14 protein-coding genes and 5 tRNA genes are annotated in these 15,787 nt (G+C 37.7%); 1 reads left to right on the plus strand and 18 read right to left on the minus strand.

Features of this window, described 5'->3' with window-relative positions; translation table 11 throughout:
* Positions 1–55: 55 nt before the first annotated feature.
* From rpoC to rpsU, 17 genes are all read right to left on the minus strand, one after another.
* Entirely contained in the window at positions 56–4,342 is a 4,287-nt protein-coding gene (gene rpoC, locus AC1DDK_RS25140; RefSeq protein WP_477634158.1) for a DNA-directed RNA polymerase subunit beta', read from the minus strand.
* Positions 4,343–4,434: 92 nt separating this feature from the next.
* A complete protein-coding gene (rpoB, locus tag AC1DDK_RS25145) occupies positions 4,435–8,238 on the minus strand; it encodes a DNA-directed RNA polymerase subunit beta (protein ID WP_477634159.1) in 3,804 nt (1,267 codons plus the stop codon).
* Between the two features lie 154 nt (positions 8,239–8,392).
* Positions 8,393–8,767, minus strand: coding sequence for a 50S ribosomal protein L7/L12 (gene rplL / locus AC1DDK_RS25150; protein ID WP_477634160.1), 375 nt, complete (start codon positions 8,765–8,767; stop codon positions 8,393–8,395).
* Between the two features lie 62 nt (positions 8,768–8,829).
* Complete coding sequence (gene rplJ / locus AC1DDK_RS25155; RefSeq protein WP_477634161.1) at positions 8,830–9,351, minus strand: 50S ribosomal protein L10; 522 nt, start codon at positions 9,349–9,351, stop codon at positions 8,830–8,832.
* A 2-nt stretch (positions 9,352–9,353) separates the two neighbouring features.
* The gene (gene rplA, locus AC1DDK_RS25160; RefSeq protein ID WP_048907299.1) at positions 9,354–10,052 is read right to left on the minus strand and encodes a 50S ribosomal protein L1; all 699 of its coding nucleotides are present in this window, start codon (positions 10,050–10,052) and stop codon (positions 9,354–9,356) included.
* Positions 10,053–10,075: 23 nt separating this feature from the next.
* On the minus strand, positions 10,076–10,519 hold the full coding sequence (gene rplK / locus AC1DDK_RS25165) for a 50S ribosomal protein L11 (RefSeq protein WP_008243137.1): 444 nt from the start codon (positions 10,517–10,519) through the stop codon (positions 10,076–10,078).
* Positions 10,520–10,590: 71 nt separating this feature from the next.
* Positions 10,591–11,133: a transcription termination/antitermination protein NusG gene (gene nusG / locus AC1DDK_RS25170; protein ID WP_048907300.1), complete on the minus strand. Its 543-nt coding sequence runs from the start codon at positions 11,131–11,133 to the stop codon at positions 10,591–10,593.
* Between the two features lie 9 nt (positions 11,134–11,142).
* Positions 11,143–11,340 carry a preprotein translocase subunit SecE gene (gene secE / locus AC1DDK_RS25175; protein ID WP_108206554.1) on the minus strand — a complete coding sequence of 66 codons (198 nt, stop codon included), beginning with the start codon at positions 11,338–11,340 and terminating at the stop codon, positions 11,143–11,145.
* A gap of 13 nt (positions 11,341–11,353) precedes the next feature.
* A tRNA-Trp gene (locus AC1DDK_RS25180) sits at positions 11,354–11,424 on the minus strand.
* A gap of 117 nt (positions 11,425–11,541) precedes the next feature.
* A complete protein-coding gene (gene tuf, locus AC1DDK_RS25185) occupies positions 11,542–12,729 on the minus strand; it encodes an elongation factor Tu (protein ID WP_048907301.1) in 1,188 nt (395 codons plus the stop codon).
* Positions 12,730–12,853: 124 nt separating this feature from the next.
* Positions 12,854–12,925, minus strand: a tRNA-Thr gene (locus AC1DDK_RS25190).
* Positions 12,926–13,011: 86 nt separating this feature from the next.
* Positions 13,012–13,084 (minus strand) — tRNA-Gly (locus tag AC1DDK_RS25195).
* Between the two features lie 10 nt (positions 13,085–13,094).
* Positions 13,095–13,177: transfer RNA gene (locus tag AC1DDK_RS25200), tRNA-Tyr, on the minus strand.
* A gap of 8 nt (positions 13,178–13,185) precedes the next feature.
* Positions 13,186–13,258, minus strand: a tRNA-Thr gene (locus tag AC1DDK_RS25205).
* Between the two features lie 209 nt (positions 13,259–13,467).
* Positions 13,468–13,815 (minus strand): ribosome hibernation-promoting factor, HPF/YfiA family, encoded by a 348-nt coding sequence (hpf, locus tag AC1DDK_RS25210; RefSeq protein ID WP_048907302.1) that lies wholly within the window; start codon positions 13,813–13,815, stop codon positions 13,468–13,470.
* Positions 13,816–13,831: 16 nt separating this feature from the next.
* Positions 13,832–14,716 (minus strand): tyrosine-type recombinase/integrase, encoded by an 885-nt coding sequence (locus AC1DDK_RS25215; protein ID WP_172661229.1) that lies wholly within the window; start codon positions 14,714–14,716, stop codon positions 13,832–13,834.
* 128 nt (positions 14,717–14,844) lie between these two features.
* A complete protein-coding gene (rpsU, locus tag AC1DDK_RS25220; RefSeq protein ID WP_008243148.1) occupies positions 14,845–15,039 on the minus strand; it encodes a 30S ribosomal protein S21 in 195 nt (64 codons plus the stop codon).
* Between the two features lie 154 nt (positions 15,040–15,193).
* Here rpsU and AC1DDK_RS25225 point away from each other — a divergent pair, with 154 nt between their 5' ends.
* A complete protein-coding gene (locus AC1DDK_RS25225; RefSeq protein ID WP_048907304.1) occupies positions 15,194–15,565 on the plus strand; it encodes a hypothetical protein in 372 nt (123 codons plus the stop codon).
* 101 nt (positions 15,566–15,666) lie between these two features.
* On the opposite strand, the gene AC1DDK_RS25230 is transcribed toward AC1DDK_RS25225, so the two are convergent.
* The coding region (locus AC1DDK_RS25230) for an acyl-CoA dehydrogenase family protein (RefSeq protein WP_477634162.1) at positions 15,667–15,787 on the minus strand (121 nt) is incomplete at its 5' end.

Here is a 15,787-nt window from a genome sequence, read left to right on the forward strand (position 1 = left end):
AAAAAGTCCCCCAACTTTTAAAGAAGGGGGACTTGTAGAAAAATGTATTTAAAAATTAAGCCTCTATTTCTTCTTGTTTAGAAGCTAACAATTTATCGTATTCTTCCTGAGAACCAACAATGATACGCTCATATCCACGTACACCAGTACCTGAAGGGATTAAGTGTCCAACAATTACGTTTTCTTTTAGTCCAAGCATACTGTCACGTTTACCAGCAATAGCTGCTTCGTTCAATACTTTTGTTGTTTCCTGGAATGATGCTGCAGAGATAAATGATTTCGTACCTAATGATGCACGTGTTATACCTTGCAGCACTGAACTCGCAGTTGCAGGTCTTGCATCACGAACTTCAATTTRCTTCAAATCCTTACGTTTCAATTGAGAATTTTCGTCTCTTAATTTACGTAAAGAAAGAATCTGACCAGGTTTAACTGTGTTTGAATCACCAGCTTCTACTACAACTTTTTTGTCATAGATCTCATCATTCTCGATCATAAAGTCCCAACGATCTACAGAGTTATTCTCTAGGAAACTGGTATCACCCGGATCTTCGATATGTACTTTCTGCATCATTTGGTGTACAATAACCTCAAAGTGTTTATCATTGATTTTCACACCTTGTAAACGATAAACCTCTTGGATACCATTAACAAGATATTCTTGTACAGCCGCAGGGCCTTTAATTGCAAGGATATCAGCAGGCGAGATAGAACCATCAGATAATGGCATACCAGCTTTCACAAAGTCATTATCCTGTACAAGGATGTGTTTAGACAATGGAACAAGGTATTTTTTAATCTCACCGTCTTTAGATTCAATAGTCATCTCACGATTACCACGTTTCACACCACCTAAAGTTACCACACCATCAATTTCTGTTACTACAGCAGGGTTAGATGGATTACGTGCTTCGAATAACTCAGTTACACGCGGTAAACCACCCGTAATATCCCTTGTTTTTCCAGTAGCACGAGGTATTTTAACTAAGATCTGACCTGTTTTAACAGCATCACCTTCATCAATTGCAATGTGAGCACCTACAGGAATGTTATATCCTCTGATTAGTTCACCTTTTTTATCAACAACTCTTACAGAAGGGTTTTTAGTTTTGTCACGTGTGTCAATAATTACTTTTTCTCTGTGACCAGTTTGCTCATCTGACTCTTCACGGAAGGTTACACCTTCGATAATTGCATCAAATTCGATTTTACCGGCAAATTCCGAGATAATTACAGCATTATATGGATCCCACGAACAAATCCTGTCACCTTTAGTAATTTTAGCTCCATCCTCTACGTACAAGAATGCACCATAAGGAATGTTACTGGTCATGATAATCTTATTCGTTTCCGGTTCAACAATTTTGAACTCACCTGAACGGCCTAAAACAATTTGTTTTACTCCATCTTCAGTATCATTCTCAACTGTACGAACGTTTTCAAATTCGATAATACCATCAAACTTCGCCATAATCTGAGATTCAGCAGCAATGTTCGATGCAGTACCACCCACGTGGAATGTACGTAGTGTTAACTGCGTACCCGGCTCACCGATTGACTGTGCAGCAATTACACCCACAGCTTCACCTTTTTGAACACGTTTACCAGTTGCTAAGTTACGTCCATAACAAAGGGCACAAACACCTCTTTGATTTTCGCAGGTTAATACAGAACGTATTTCAATACCTTCAAGTGGAGACTCTTCGATTGTTTTAGCAATCTCTTCGTCAATATCCTCTCCGGCTCCCACTAATAGTGCTCCATCCAATGGATTGAATACATCATGCAGCGAGATACGTCCTAAAATTCTGTCATATAATGGCTCAACGATATCTTCATTGTCTTTCAATGCAGTGGTATACATACCTCTCAATGTACCGCAATCCTCAGAATTAACGATCATATCCTGTGCCACATCATGTAAACGACGTGTCAAGTAACCAGCATCGGCAGTTTTTAACGCCGTATCCGCCAAACCTTTACGAGCACCGTGAGTAGAGATAAAGTATTCTAGTACCGATAATCCTTCTTTAAAGTTAGATAAGATCGGGTTTTCGATAATCTCACCACCAGAACCTGATTTTTGAGGTTTTGCCATCAAACCACGCATACCGCACAACTGGCGAATCTGTTCTTTCGAACCACGGGCACCAGAATCCAACATCATGTATACAGAGTTAAATCCTTGGTTATCGTTCGATAACTGGTTCATCACGAATGATGTCAAACGGTTATTGATACGAGTCCAGATATCGATAATTTGATTGTAACGCTCGTTGTTGGTAATGAATCCCATGTTATAGTTATTCCTTACCTCTTCAACTTCTGCAGAAGCTTGCTCTAATAAAGTATGTTTTTCAACAGGAATGTTTACGTCTTGTAAGTTAAACGATAAACCTCCTCTGAATGCCATTTGGAAACCTAATTCTTTAATATCATCAAGGAATCTTGATGCACGAGCCATACCAGTGATTTTTACTACCTCACCAATAATGTCTCTTAAAGATTTTTTAGTTAACAATTCATTGATATAACCAACTTCTTCAGGAACCATTTGATTAAATAGTACGCGTCCAACCGTTGTTTCTGTCAATTTATTAACAATAGATCCGTCCTCAATTTTAACATTTACTTTAACTTTAATAAATGCGTGAAGATCAATTTGTTTCTCATTGTAAGCAATGATTACCTCTTCAGGAGAATAGAATATAGAATCTTGTCCTTTAACTACACGTCCTGCATCAGTTCTACGGCCTTTAGTAATATAATAAAGACCCAAAACCATATCCTGTGAAGGTACAGTAATAGGAGTACCGTTTGCAGGGTTTAGAATGTTGTGTGCAGCAAGCATTAATACTTGTGCTTCTAATATTGCGGCGTGCCCTAATGGTAAGTGTACTGCCATCTGGTCACCGTCAAAATCCGCGTTAAATGCGGTACAAACTAACGGGTGTAATTGAATTGCTTTACCTTCAACCAATTTAGGTTGGAAAGATTGTATACCCAATCTGTGCAATGTAGGCGCACGATTCAGTAATACAGGGTGTCCTTTTAAAACATTTTCAAGAATATCCCAAACTAGTGGATCTTTTCTGTCTACAATTTTCTTAGCAGATTTTACTGTTTTAACGATACCTCTTTCTATCATCTTACGGATGATAAATGGTTTGAATAGCTCGGCAGCCATATCTTTAGGTAAACCACATTCATGTAATTTAAGGTTAGGCCCTACAACAATTACAGAACGAGCAGAATAATCCACACGTTTACCTAATAAGTTCTGACGGAAACGACCTTGTTTACCTTTCAGGATATCTGAAAGAGATTTTAAAGCACGATTACCTTCAGTTTTTACAGCGTTTACCTTACGTGAGTTATCAAATAACGAATCAACAGCTTCCTGTAACATACGCTTTTCGTTACGTAAAATTACTTCCGGAGCTTTGATCTCGATCAAACGTTTCAAACGATTGTTACGGATAATAACACGACGATAAAGATCATTTAAATCAGAAGTCGCGAAACGACCGCCTTCAAGAGGTACTAATGGACGCAATTCTGGTGGAATAACCGGAACGATCTTAATGATCATCCACTCTGGATTATTCTCAATACGTGATCTTGAGCCACGGAATGCTTCAACAACCTGTAAACGTTTTAATGCTTCGTTTTTACGTTGTTGAGAAGTTTCATTAGCAGCCTGGTGACGTAAGTTATATGATAATGTATCTAAATCAATACGTTTTAATAAATCCTCTAATGCTTCAGCACCCATTTTGGCTACGAATTTATTAGGATCTTTATCATCCAGGTATTGGTTCTCTTTAGGTAATTTATCAAGAATATCTAAATATTCTTCCTCAGTAAGGAAATCCATATACTGAATACCTTCCTCAGCCATTAAACCTGGTTGAATTACTACATAACGCTCGTAGTAAATGATCAGATCTAATCTTTTAGTAGGCAAACCTAATAAGTAACCGATTTTATTTGGCAGTGAGCGGAAATACCAGATATGCGCAACAGGAACCACCAGGTTGATATGTCCCATACGCTCTCTACGTACTTTCTTTTCAGTTACCTCAACACCACAACGGTCACAAACAATACCTTTATAACGGATACGCTTGTATTTACCGCAATGACATTCGTAATCTTTCACAGGACCAAAAATACGCTCGCAAAACAAACCATCACGTTCAGGTTTGTAAGTACGATAATTGATGGTCTCAGGTTTCAACACCTCACCACTTGAGCGCTCTAAAATAGCCTCAGGCGATGCCAAACTAATGGTGATCGATGTGAAATTGCTTTTTAATTTATTATCCTTTTTGTAAGACATAGCTCTTTTGTTTTAGTAACTAGTACTTAGTAGTTAGTATTTAGAACCAGGCGCTTAGCCTATCTAATTACTAACTACTTAATACTATATACTTAGTCTAACGTAATATCTAAACCTAATCCACGTAACTCATGCACCAATACGTTGAACGATTCTGGTACACCCGGTGTAGGAAGGTTTTCGCCTTTTACAATCGCTTCGTAAGTTTTAGCTCTACCGATAACATCATCCGATTTAACGGTTAATATCTCTTGTAGAATGTTGGCAGCACCAAACGCTTCCAGTGCCCAAACCTCCATCTCACCAAAACGCTGACCACCAAATTGAGCTTTACCACCCAATGGTTGTTGTGTAATTAGTGAGTATGGTCCGATAGAACGAGCGTGCATCTTATCATCAACCATGTGTCCTAATTTCAACATGTAGATAATACCTACAGTTGTTGGTTGATCAAATTTCTCACCTGTTAAACCGTTATTTAAGTAGGTTCTTCCAGAAGCAGGTAATCCAGCCTTTGCGATCCAGTCTTCAACCTCATTGTGCTTAGCACCATCAAAAATTGGAGTAGCAAATTTAACACCCAATTCTTTACCGGCCCATGCCAATACAGTTTCATAGATCTGACCAAGGTTCATACGTGAAGGTACACCAAGTGGGTTCAACACGATATCAACAGGAGTTCCATCTTCTAAGAATGGCATATCTTCATCACGTACAATACGAGCTACAATACCCTTATTACCGTGACGACCAGCCATCTTATCACCTACTTTTAACTTACGCTTTTTAGCTACATAAACCTTAGCCATTTGAACAATACCTGATGGCAGCTCATCACCCACACTAATCGCAAATTTATCACGTTTGTAAGCACCAAGTTCTTCGTTTACACGAATACCATAGTTGTGCAATAACAATTTGATCTGCTCATTCTTGTCATCATYAGTAGTCCATTTGTATGGATTAATGTGCGCATATTCTAAATCGGCTAAACTCTTTTGAGTAAACTTAGCTCCTTTAGGGAATAACAATTCCTTATAAACATTGTACACACCTTGAGATGTCTTACCGTTTACAATCTGGAATAATTTATCTACAAGCTCATTTTTTAGATTTGTAGTGGCAAGTTCATATCTCTTGTCTAATTTTTCTATTGCTGATTTTTCCTCAGCTTTAGTAGTTTTCTTAGCTCTAGAGAATAACTTAGTATCAATTACAACACCTTTAATAGATGGAGGAGTTTTTAATGATGCATCTTTAACATCACCAGCTTTATCTCCAAATATCGCACGCAGTAATTTCTCTTCCGGTGAAGGATCAGATTCTCCTTTCGGAGTAATTTTACCGATAAGGATATCGCCTTCTTTAACTTCAGCACCGATACGGATAATACCGTTCTCATCTAAATCTTTAGTAGCTTCTTCAGAAACGTTAGGGATATCTGGTGTTAATTCCTCTTCCCCGCGTTTCGTATCACGTACTTCCAATTCAAATTCTTCGATGTGTAATGAAGTAAAGATATCTTCACGAACAATACGCTCGTTAATTACGATCGCATCCTCAAAGTTATATCCTTGCCAAGGCATGAAAGCAACTTTTAAGTTTCTTCCTAATGCCAACTCACCATTTTCAGTAGCATAACCTTCACAAAGCACTTGTCCTTTAACAACTTTCTGACCTTTCTTAACGATTGGTTTCAAGTTGATACAAGTATTCTGGTTGGTTTTCTTGAATTTGATTAATTTATAAGTTTTGCTATCACCTTCAAACGATACTAAACGATCTCCATCGTTTCTTACATATTTAATAGTGATCTCATTTGCATCAACATATTCAACAACACCATCACCTTCAGCATTGATCAAAGTTCTTGAATCGCGGGCTACGCGACCTTCTAAACCTGTACCGACAATTGGAGCCTCAGGACGTAACAAAGGTACAGCCTGACGTTGCATGTTTGATCCCATCAATGCCCTGTTCGCATCATCATGCTCAAGGAAAGGAATTAAAGAAGCAGCGATTGAAGTAATCTGATTAGGTGCCACGTCCATTAAGTCTAATTTCTCAGGCTCAATAATCGGGAAGTCACCCTCATAACGTGCTTTTACACGAGGAGTAGTGAAATTACCTTTATCGTCATACTCAGCATTTGCTTGTGCAATTGTTTTACCATCTTCATCCTCAGCAGAAAGGTAAATAACCGGTTCATCAACAGACACAACACCATTATCTACTTTTTTATAAGGGGTTTCAATAAAACCTAAGTTGTTTATTTTCGCATGCACACAAAGAGACGAGATCAAACCGATGTTTGGTCCCTCTGGAGTTTCAATTGTACATAAACGACCGTAGTGAGTATAGTGAACGTCACGCACCTCGAAACCAGCACGCTCACGTGAAAGACCACCTGGGCCTAAGGCTGACAAACGACGCTTGTGCGTAATCTCTGCCAAAGGATTTGTCTGGTCCATGAACTGAGACAACTGGTTAGTACCAAAGAAAGAGTTAATAACCGACGATAACGTACGGGCATTAATTAAGTCTGTTGGAGTAAATACCTCGTTATCACGAATGTTCATACGCTCACGAATAGTACGCGCCATACGTGCTAAACCAACACCAAATTGAGCGTATAATTGCTCACCTACTGTACGAACACGACGATTCGACAAGTGATCAATATCATCCACTTCTTCTTTAGAGTTGATCAACTTGATCAGATATTTAACAATAGCAATAATATCAGCTTTTGTCAAAACCTTTACGTGATCAGGAGTATCCATTTTCAACTTACGGTTGATACGGTACCTACCTACATCACCTAGATCATAACGTTTATCCGAGAAGAACAAACGCTCGATAATACCTCTTGCAGTTTCCTCATCAGGTGGTTCTGCATTACGCAAAGCACGATAGATGTTTTCAACAGCCTCTTTTTCAGAGTTAGAAGTATCCTTTTGTAATGTATTATATATAATGGTATAATCAGCCTGGCTTGCACCATCATCTTTAGATAAGATAATAGTTTTAACACCAGCATCAATGATCATATCAATATGGTCATCTTCTAAAACAGTATCCCTGTCTAAGATCACTTCATTACGATCTATAGAAACTACCTCACCAGTATCTTCATCAACAAAATCTTCAACCCATTTTCTTAATACTCTTGCAGCAAGCTTACGACCGATATATTTCTTCAATCCCGATTTGCTAACCTTAACCTCATCAGCTAAGTCAAACAATTCAAGGATATCTTTATCAGAATCGTAACCAATGGCACGCAATAAGGTGGTAACCGGGAACTTTTTCTTACGATCGATGTATGCATACATGACGTTATTTACGTCGGTAGCAAACTCAATCCAAGATCCTTTGAAAGGAATTACACGGGCAGAATAAAGCTTAGTTCCGTTAGTGTGACGGCTTTGACCGAAGAACACACCCGGAGACCTGTGTAACTGAGAAACAATTACACGCTCTGCGCCGTTAATCACAAAAGTACCTTTAGGAGTCATATAAGGTATGGTTCCTAAATATACATCTTGAATGATCGTTTCAAAATCTTCGTGTTCAGCATCATTACAAGAAAGCTTAAGCTTTGCCTTTAATGGAACACTATAAGTTAACCCACGGTCAATACACTCAGGTATATCATAACGTGGTGGGTCAATAAAATAATCAAGGAACTCAAGAACAAAGATGTTTCTTGAATCGGTGATTGGGAAGTTTTCAGCAAACACCTTAAATAAACCCTCAGTGTGACGGTTATCTGAAGTTGTCTCGATCTGAAAAAATTCTCTGAATGATTGCAACTGCACATCTAGAAAATCTGGGTAATCTATGATATGCTTACTACGTGCAAAATTTACTCTTTGGTCGACTTTATTTGCCAATGGACTAAAGTTAATTTACTTTAAGAATAAACTATTTGTTTGGTTAGCCGTTAAACAATTCCACCAACCAAACAAGATGAAATGTTTATAAACAGGTATAGACTCCGACTATACAGTCGGAGTCTATGGTTAAAGTTATATTAAAATTAAGTGATTACTTAATTTCAACTACAGCTCCAGCTTCTTCTAATTGTTTTTTCAAAGCTTCTGCTTCGTCTTTAGCAACACCAGCTTTTAATTCTTTAGGTGCACCATCAACTAAGTCTTTAGCTTCTTTCAAACCTAAACCAGTTAAATCTTTTACCAATTTAACAACTGCTAATTTCTGACCACCARCTTCTTTCAAGATTACATCGAAAGTTGATTTTTCTTCAGCCGCAGGAGCAGCATCACCAGCAGGGCCTGCAACAGCAACTGCAGCAGCAGCTGGTTCAATACCATACTCGTCTTTTAAGATTTGAGCTAATTCGTTAACTTCTTTAACTGTTAAGTTTACCAATTGCTCAGCAAACGCTTTTAAATCTGCCATTTTTATAGATTTTAAAAATTTACGTAAAAATAATTTGTTTAATATGAACTTTTAAGGTGTCCTTAACCTTCTCTTTCTTGAAGAGTTTTAACAATTCCTGCAATTTTGTTACCGCCAGACTGTAAAGCCGAAATAACGTTTTTAGCTGGTGACTGTAATAATCCAATGATATCTCCAATAAGCTCTTCTCTTGATTTCAAGCTTACTAAAGTATCTAATTGGTTGTCACCAATAAATACCGTTGAATCGATATATGCAGCTTTAAGCTGAGGTTTATCAGATCCTTTTCTCAAGGCTTTGATCAGCTTAGCTGGACCATTACCTACTGTTGAGAATAATAATGCTGATTGGCCTTTAAGCGCAACAAAGATCTCTGATGCATCGCCTTCTAATCCTTCAATCGCTTTTCTGATTAAAGTATTTTTAGCAACCTGCATTTCAATCCCACTTTCGAAACATTTGCGACGGATACTGTTTACTTTCTCAACAGATAAGCTTGATGTATCGGCAATATAAAAATTACCGAATTCMTGCATCTTCACTTGAAGAGCCGAAACGACTTCGTGTTTTTCTTCTCTGTTCATAATTAGATCCCCGCTACTGATTTAGTTTCGATTGCAATTCCAGGACTCATAGTTGAAGAAACATGTATGCTCTTAAAATAAGTTCCTTTTGCAGCAGATGGTTTTAGCTTAGAAATTACTTGAAGAACTTCTAAAGCATTTTCATATATTTTATCTGCTGGGAATGATACTTTTCCTACTGAAGCGTGTATAATACCACTTTTGTCAACTTTAAAATCAATCTTACCGCCTTTTACATCAGTTACTGCTTTACCAACTTCGTTAGTTACAGTACCTGATTTAGGGTTTGGCATAAGGTTACGTGGACCTAAAACGCGGCCCAGTTTACCTACTTTTGCCATACAAGCAGGAGTAGTGATAATAATGTCAACATCAGTCCATCCACCTTCAATCTTGGCTACATATTCGTCTAAACCTACAAAATCTGCGCCAGCCGCTTTAGCCTCTTCTTCCTTATCAGGAGTACAAAGAACTAAAACACGTACAGTTTTACCTGTACCATGTGGTAAAGTTGCAATACCACGTACCATTTGATTGGCTTTACGTGGATCTACACCTAAACTAACATCGATATCAACCGATGCATCAAATTTAGTAGTAGTTATTTCTTTAACCAAAGCAGCCGCATCCTTTAAAGAATACGTTTTACCAGATTCTAGTTTAGCATGTGCCTTTTTTTGATTTTTTGTTAATTTAGCCACTGTTGTAAACTGTTATTTGTTAATTAATTTGTCCAAGGCGCATCACCGCTAACGGTGATTCCCATACTGCGTGCTGTACCGGCAACCATACTCATTGCCGATTCGATAGTGAAAGCATTTAAATCAGTCATTTTATCTTCAGCAATTGACTTAACCTGATCCCAAGTCACCGAACCAACTTTTTTACGGTTGGGCTCAGCAGAACCACTCTGTAATTTAGTAGCATCCTTTAACTGGATAGCAACCGGAGGGGTTTTGATGATGAATTCGAAAGACTTGTCAGCATAAACAGTAATTACAACAGGTAATACTTTACCAGGCTTATCTTGGGTACGAGCATTGAATTGTTTGCAAAACTCCATTATGTTCACCCCCTTAGCACCTAAAGCAGGTCCTACTGGTGGCGATGGATTTGCAGCTCCACCCTTGATCTGTAATTTAACAAGTGCACTGACTTCTTTTGCCATTTTCTGTTTTTGTTAATTTGTAATACTCAATGTTAAAATGTTGGAAGCATGTAACAATTAAGATCTTTATTCTATTCCTTTTCTACTTGCATATAGTTAAGTTCTAACGGAGTTTTTCTTCCGAAGATCTTAACCATAACCTTTAATTTCTTTTTCTCTTCGTTAACCTCTTCAATAACGCCGGTAAAACCGTTAAACGGTCCATCCATTACTTTAACGTTCTCTCCAACATAATAAGCAACGTTCATGATCTCGCTTTGTTGGCTCATCTCATCAACTTTGCCTAAAATACGGTTAACTTCCGCTTGGCGCATAGGAACAGGATTTCCGCCCTTATCTCCTAAGAAACCAATAACGCTATTAACATTCTTAATAATATGTTCTAACTCACCATCTAAAATAGCTTCAATTAAAACATAGCCAGGATAAAAGTTGCGCTCTTTTGCAATTTTTTTCCCGTCTTTCATTTGGTAATATTTCTCCATCGGTATTAAAACCTGAGGAACCAAATGTGAAAACCCTAAACGGCTAATTTCAGAATCAATATACTGTTTTACTTTCTTCTCTTTTCCACTAACGGCCCTAACTACATACCATTTCAACTGATCGTTCATTTAGCTATATTAATTAGAAAGTGATTTATAAAAAGTATCCAAAACGAATGTAGAACCCTTATCCATTGCAAAAATAACACATGCAATAATAAGCGACGCTACCAAAACCAACACTGCAGAATTTTGCAATTCTCCCCATGTAGGCCAGGTAACCTTCTGGGTCATTTCTTCATATGATTCTTTAACAAATTGAACTACTTTAGCCATAATTAATTTTTTGCACGGGAACAAGGATTCGAACCCTGATCAAAGGTTTTGGAGACCTCTATTCTACCGTTGAACTATTCCCGTGTATAATTTTCGCTCTTCCAAGCGAATCGTTTTGCTATTAGAACAAAGTACTCAGGCTGTTAAAGCCCAAGTACTTTGCTTTATAAATTTGTCCGGTATCTTTTGGATACCTAAGAACTATTTTACAATTTCAGTTACCTGACCAGCACCTACTGTTCTACCACCCTCACGGATAGCGAAACGTAGACCTTTTTCCATTGCGATTGCGTTGATCAATTTAACATTGATAGTAACGTTGTCACCTGGCATAACCATTTCAGTTCCTTCAGCTAGTGTAATCTCACCAGTAACGTCTGTAGTACGGAAATAGAATTGTGGACGGTATTTGTTAAAGAATGGAGTGTGACGTCCACCTTCTGCTTTTGATAACACATAGATCTCAGCTTTGAAATCTGTGTGAGGAGTTACTGAACCTGGTTTGCAGATAACCATACCACGACGGATATCAGTTTTCTCAATACCACGTAACAATAAACCTACGTTATCACCTGCTTCACCATAATCAAGGATCTTACGGAACATCTCAACACCTGTTACAGTTGATTTAAGATTTTCTGCACCCATACCCAAGATCTCAACTGGATCTCCAGAGTTGATTACACCACGCTCAATACGACCAGTCGCAACAGTACCACGACCAGTGATCGAGAATACGTCCTCAACAGGCATTAAGAATGGAAGATCAGTTAAACGTGGAGGAATTGGAATGTAGCTATCAACAGCATCCATTAATTCCATGATTTTAGCTACCCATTTCGGATCTCCGTTCAAACCACCAAGAGCTGAACCTTGAATAACAGGAATATCATCACCAGGGAATTCATAGAATGATAACAATTCACGAACTTCCATTTCTACTAATTCTAATAACTCAGGATCGTCAACCATATCCACTTTATTCATGAATACTACCAACGAAGGAACACCTACCTGACGAGCCAATAGAATGTGCTCACGAGTTTGTGGCATCGGACCATCTGTAGCAGCTACAACAATGATAGCTCCATCCATTTGTGCAGCACCAGTAACCATGTTTTTCACATAATCCGCGTGACCTGGACAGTCAACGTGTGCATAGTGACGGTTAGCAGTTGAATACTCAACGTGTGCTGTATTAATGGTGATACCTCTTTCTTTTTCCTCAGGAGCTGAGTCAATTGAATCAAATGAACGCGCCTCAGATAAACCAGCATCAGATAACACTTTAGTGATAGCTGCTGTTAAGGTTGTTTTACCGTGGTCAACGTGACCGATTGTGCCGATGTTTAAGTGCGGCTTGCTGCGGTCAAACTTTTCTTTTGCCATGTTTTTATACTTATTAGTAGGTTATAACTTTTTATTTATTTATTGTTTTGATACAATTCAATACAAAAAACCTTGTTCACCCTGCGTTTAAACAGATTCAACAAAGCCTATTTTTATTTTTTTGAGCCAAAGATGGGACTTGAACCCACGACCTCTTCCTTACCAAGGAAGTGCTCTACCGCTGAGCTACTTCGGCTTTTAATCTCTAGCAGCTTATTATTTAATTCCTTTTAGAATCAATTTTCACAATCCCTGCCGACTGCCCACCTTTTTCCATTTAAGAGCGGAAGACGAGGTTCGAACTCGCGACCTATAGCTTGGAAGGCTATCGCTCTACCAACTGAGCTACTTCCGCTTCTTTATTGTGGGGGGAGAAGGATTCGAACCTTCGAAGTCTTGCGACAACAGAGTTACAGTCTGTCCCATTTGGCCACTCTGGTATCCCCCCAAAAAAAGAGCCTCCTATCGGGATCGAACCAATGACCTACTGATTACAAGTCAGTTGCTCTACCAGCTGAGCTAAGGAGGCTTATATCATGTGCTGCTTACAAACGAAGCAACAAATCTTATAATATTAATCTTTCATAGAACATTCCATTTTAGTTGTTGAGGTAACGCCCTCTCTGAAATGGAATGCAAATCTACAAGAATTTATGATAGACGCAAAATTTATTTCAAAAAAAAATTGGCGAAACTTACTCCGCCAATTCAATATTAAAATATCGCTAAAATATGTACCTAATAATCAGATACTTCATTCGCGTTTAAAATTGCCTTATGTTCACTTAATTTTATTCTCGTCTTGTCTTTATGTTTGGTAATTTGCTTCCTTAACGACTCAATTGCTAAATCTGTGGCCTCTTCAAATGATTTACACTGTTCCTTTGCGAACATTGTTCCGCCCGGTACGATCAATTTAATCTCACTTATTTTATTGGCTTCATCATCTACATTCTCTAATTTTAAATAAACTTCGCCACTGATAATCTGATCAAAAAACTGATCTAGCTTATCTACTTTCTTTTGAATGAAATCTAATAACTTCTGGTCTGCATTGAAATGGATCGATTGAACTGTAATTTTCATATTTTCCTCCTCTTTTTTATGCCTTTGGATGGGCTTGTTTATATATTGATTTTAATCTTTCTACTGAATTGTGGGTATAAACCTGAGTAGCGGCCAGGCTTGCATGCCCCAACAATTCTTTTATTGCATTTAAGTCTGCCCCCCTATTCAACAAACTGGTGGCGTAAGAATGGCGCAACACGTGTGGACTCTTCTTATCCTGCGTTGAAATGAAACTTAAATAACGCTGAACTATTCGGTATATTAATTTAGGATATGCATCCGCTCCTTTATCTGTAACGAATAAGCCTTCCGTTTTGTTATCAAATTTTTGTAATGTTTTTAATTCAATGTAGGTTCTTAGCTGATCCTCAAGTGGTTTGCTTATCGGAACTATCCGCTCTTTATTTCTTTTTCCCAAAACCCTGATATTTGAGTCGTAAAAGTTAATGTCAGATTCCTTCAAGGTCAGCAATTCTGCAAGCCGCATACCGGTTCCAAATAATGCTTCGATAACTAACCGGTCTCTTACTGATGAAAAGCTTCCATCAAAAAACTCTTCAGAATCAAGAAGCAGATCCAGCTTTTGGTCGTCCACAAATACAGGAAGGCGCTTAGGGGCTTTAGGAGCTTTTACGAGAGCCATAGGGCTCGATTGAACTATTTGCTCGCGAACAAGGTATTTATAAAAACTGCGCAGGGTAGATAGCTTCCTTCCTATAGAATTCTCGGTAACACCTTCCTCCATCAGCCAAACCATATAATTCCTTACATGGATATAGGCCACCTCATTAAGTGACAGTTCAAATGTTTGGAGCATAAAATCTCTAAACTGAATCAGGTCGGTTCTGTAGGACTGGACTGTGTGTGGAGAATATCGCTTCTCGTGCTGGAGATATGTTAGAAATTGTTCAACAGTCATAGAAACTATTTGTATTGCTCGATAGAGTGAATATACAAAACATTATCTTAACAATTCCTTTTTATTTGAACAAAAAAAGCCATCAAACAATTGATGGCTTTTAATATTATTATGTTAAACTACAAGAACTATATTGTTCCTTCTAGTTGCATATTTTGCTTATAAATAGCGTGTTTCACTAATGTACGACGTGCTACAGATTTTTTCTCGTAAGCTTGGCGGCTACGTAATTCTCTTAACACTCCTGTTTTTTCAAATTTCTTTTTGAAACGTTTTAACGCTTTATCTAGTGATTCACCGTCTTTAATATTAATAATGATCATAACGTAAAATACCTCCTCTCGTTGTTTTTAGGACTGCAAAGATAGGTATTTCATTTGATAATCAAAACACTATGTTTAATTTATTAATAATATTGGATTTGAAAATACGTGGTACACTTTTTATACTTATTTTTAATATAAAAACAAATCTATCATGAAATCTAAAAAGCCGCTGTTTATTACTCTTGCTATAATAATTGTTATCCTGTCAGGATTCATTTATTACCGTTATTATTTTGTGTTTGGCGATGGCGTTAAAGCTGGCGAGCTGAACTATGTTGTAAGAAAAGGTTATGTATTTAAAACCTACGAAGGCAAACTGATCCAAACAGGGCTCCGATCCAAACAAACCGGCACCATACAATCAAATGAATTTGAGTTCTCTGTTGATGACAAAGCCATCGCCGAAAAAATGATGATGAACAGTGGAAAAACATTTGAATTACACTATAAGGAATATGTCAGCACACTTCCCTGGAGAGGTTACAGCCCTTATGTAGTCGACCGTATCATATCCATAAAATAGAAGTAAGCTCTTTAAAAACAAAAATCCGGCATATTTAAATATGCCGGATTAATTGGTTTTATATTTGGTTAGAATATTCTCTTTTATTTTGTTACACTAATCTAATGTTTTAAAACTTCTCTTGCAATAACTATTTTCTGAATTTCTGAAGTTCCTTCTCCAATAGTACACAATTTACTGTCTCTATAGAATTTTTCTACTGGAAAATCCTTTGTATAACCA

Source organism: Pedobacter sp. 05T44 (genome assembly GCF_056395985.1).